Raw genomic sequence first — 2529 nt, 5'->3', positions numbered from 1 at the left:
AAGCCCTTTGGTCGAAGAAGCGAAGCTCTGGGTCAGAGTGCTCCGGGAAAATGGAAAATTGAGAGAGGTGATTGAAAAGTTTAAAGAGGTAGATATTGCAGTGGAAGAAAAAAAGAGAGAAAAAGCGAGATGAGAGTAGGGGTGACAGTTTAGCCCTTTGAAAAATTGGCTAAACTTCAATGTAAAAAGCAAAATTTAAATTGCCAATTTCAAAATGATGGGCATTCCCCCCTGAAATTTACATTTTTCATTGTGCAATTTTGATGATCTCGTAAAAAGTCCCATTGCGGCGTACCTCTTATGTACGCCTTATTCCTCAGTCCCGCCCGGGGCGGGATTGCGCGCCTTGCATCTGATGTAGGAGCACGGTGACCGTGTCCCTGCTTTGCCATCCCTATTGATGATTTTTTACGGGATCATCAATATTCATTTTGATGGCAACTCAAAACAGGGTTAATTCATCTTAAGATGAGTAATCCAAAATAAAAAGGGGGACTAAAATGTTGAAAGAATTCAAAGAATTTGCCATGCGGGGGAATGTGGTGGATATGGCCGTCGGCATCATCATCGGTGCCGCTTTCGGTACCATTGTGACTTCCTTGGTAAGCGATGTCATCATGCCACCCATCGGGCTGCTCTTGGGTAACGTCGATTTCTCCAACATCTTCGCCGTTCTGAAGGCGGGAAAAATACCCGGACCCTATGCTTCCCTGGCAGCCGCCAAAGCTGCTGGAGCAGTCACATTGAACCTGGGGGTTTTCATCAATACGCTCATTAACTTCATTATCGTAGCTTTTGCCATCTTTCTCCTCATTCGCAGTATCAACCAACTCAAAAAGAAACAGGAAGCTCCCCCAGCCGTACCAACAACCAAAGAATGCCCCTTTTGTATTGTTTCCATACCCATTAAAGCTACCCGTTGCCCTCACTGTACTTCTGAGGTGCAGGCGGCATAAAAACGGTCCTCAGATTGAGGAATTGGGTCTATATCCGATCTCTGGAAAAAAGAAAATCTAATAGGACGCAGATTTACTCAGATGACTGCAGATAATTATTTTTTTTATCCGCCGTTCCCGTTCCGATGGAAGGAACGAGAAGGCCTGCTCCTTCCTCTTCCTGAATTTCACCCTTGTCCCGTCTGATATCATGATCAATCCCGATTTTGATTCCGCATCCCCCTACCTACCTGGTTTTTGAGGGACGGAAAAAGTTAGAATATACTTGGATAAAAGATTTGGTATATAATGTTTGGAGATCTTTGCAGGAGTTAGGAGAAAGGTTTGAAAACTCCGGAATCTTTTGTGCGGAAAGATAGGGTGAAGCGAGTTGGAGTAGCGGCTGGGATATTGCTCGTTACCTTAGTTTATTTATCCGGAGAGATCCTGGCCAAAAAGGTCCCGTCTATTTCTTGGGAGCAAAAGGAATTCCTCCAGGTAAAGGTTCACCAACTTGTTATCGATCCCACCACCATGCAACCGGTGGTTTTTCTCGCTGACTCCCTCGAGGAACGGGCGCTGCCGATTTGGATCGGCCCTTTCGAGGCCAACGCCATTAATGCCGTAATCCAAGGAACCCAACCCCCTCGCCCCTTAACCCACGACCTTTTAGAAACCATCATCCGGAAAACAAACGGAAAGGTTCAGCGGATCGTCATTACCCATAGCAAGGATGGCATCTATTACGCGACGATGGTGGTGGAGAAGGAAGGTACGATGGTAGAGATTGATGCCCGGCCGAGCGATTCCATTGTTATGGCCCTGAAGTTTAAAGCTCCCATATACGTTTCCAAGAACCTGTTCAGAGAAATGGCGATTCCTCTTGGAGAACAGAAGGAAATCGAGGAACGCTACGGTCTATCCATTCAGGAGCTTACTCCCTTACTGGCTGAATCCTTTTCCTATAAGTCAACAAAAGGGATTTTAGTATCGGAGGTCCGCCAGGGGAGCTTGGCCGAAAAGGATGGCCTGCAGCGAGGGGATATTTTTGCGGAAATAGGGGGAGAAACGATCGTCGACGTGATGTCATTTAAAGGGGCCCTTGCCAAAAGTAAGTTGACTGTGCAAGCCAAGGTTTTCCGCCAAGGCCATTTTTTATCCCTCACTCTTCATCTAAAATAATTCCCGGAGGATCGTATGTGCGCAAACAGGGGGAGCGGTTTATTTTTATCTTTGCTAAAAAAGAAATGATCTTGATTTTCAAATCAATTTTCCATATGATCTGGGCAATTACTTCTCTCATCAGCATACAGATGACCAACTTTTCATCGGCAATTCGTGCGAAGGGAGAGAGCAATGATCCGGGATGCGCATACCTTGAGGCGTTTTGAAGATGACCTGATGAAGAGGGGTCCTCAACTCTCTTTCCGGGAAGCACTCCAGCTATTTGAATCGATGTGGAAAGAAGGAATCACCCTGGGGATCCTCCCTCTTTCCGACCCCCTGGGCGGCATTGAAGTGGATATCGAACTCGCAAGGGTACTCAATTGTTTGAAGAACTCCTTGCCCGAATAGCCGCTGGCCTTTCCAGGCG

Annotated in this window: 3 protein-coding genes; all 3 read left to right on the top strand. The window is 46.5% G+C overall.

Annotated features, from left to right (window positions below):
- Positions 1–500: 500 nt before the first annotated feature.
- The 3 genes from mscL (at position 501) to Q7V48_02275 (ending at position 2510) form a co-directional block, all read left to right on the top strand.
- Positions 501–956, top strand: coding sequence for a large conductance mechanosensitive channel protein MscL (mscL, locus tag Q7V48_02285; protein MDO9209567.1), 456 nt, complete (start codon positions 501–503; stop codon positions 954–956).
- Positions 957–1280: 324 nt separating this feature from the next.
- Complete coding sequence (locus Q7V48_02280) at positions 1281–2117, top strand: DUF151 domain-containing protein (protein ID MDO9209566.1); 837 nt, start codon at positions 1281–1283, stop codon at positions 2115–2117.
- 174 nt (positions 2118–2291) lie between these two features.
- Positions 2292–2510: a hypothetical protein gene (locus Q7V48_02275; GenBank protein ID MDO9209565.1), complete on the top strand. Its 219-nt coding sequence runs from the start codon at positions 2292–2294 to the stop codon at positions 2508–2510.
- Positions 2511–2529 lie beyond the last annotated feature (19 nt).

This window comes from Deltaproteobacteria bacterium (assembly GCA_030654105.1).
Taxonomy (GTDB): Bacteria; Desulfobacterota; SM23-61; order SM23-61; family SM23-61; genus JAHJQK01.
This window is presented reverse-complemented; position numbering and strand designations above follow the sequence as displayed.

What these genes read in the sequence shown, in the direction of transcription:
- mscL (MDO9209567.1), top strand. Translation starts at nt 501, where the DNA reads ATGTTGAAAGAATTCAAAGAATTTGCCATGCGGGGGAATGTGGTGGAT.
- Q7V48_02275 (MDO9209565.1), top strand. Translation starts at nt 2,292, where the DNA reads ATGATCCGGGATGCGCATACCTTGAGGCGTTTTGAAGATGACCTGATG.